Consider the following 302-nt stretch of genomic DNA (forward strand, 5'->3'; position numbering starts at 1 on the left):
CCTCAGGAACCCTTAGGCTTTCGGCGGATCAGATTCTCACTGATCTTTTCGTTACTCATACCGGCATTCTCACTTGTATAATGTCCAGCGCTCCTTACGGTACACCTTCAACCCTTATACAACGCTCCCCTACCCCTGATACATAGTATCAAGCCATAGCTTCGGTGGTGTGTTTAGCCCCGTTACATTTTCGGCGCAGAGTCACTCGACCAGTGAGCTATTACGCACTCTTTCAATGGTGGCTGCTTCTAAGCCAACATCCTGGTTGTCTGTGCAACTCTACATCCTTTCCCACTTAACAC

Annotated in this window: 1 rRNA gene; it reads right to left on the reverse strand. The window is 48.7% G+C overall.

Annotated features, from left to right (window positions below):
* Nucleotides 1-302, reverse strand: a 23S ribosomal RNA gene (locus HP552_RS00285); the annotation flags it as partial.

Origin of the sequence: Paenibacillus xylanilyticus (assembly GCF_013359935.1) — a bacterium.
In the GTDB taxonomy this organism is placed as follows: domain Bacteria; phylum Bacillota; class Bacilli; order Paenibacillales; family Paenibacillaceae; genus Paenibacillus; species Paenibacillus xylanilyticus.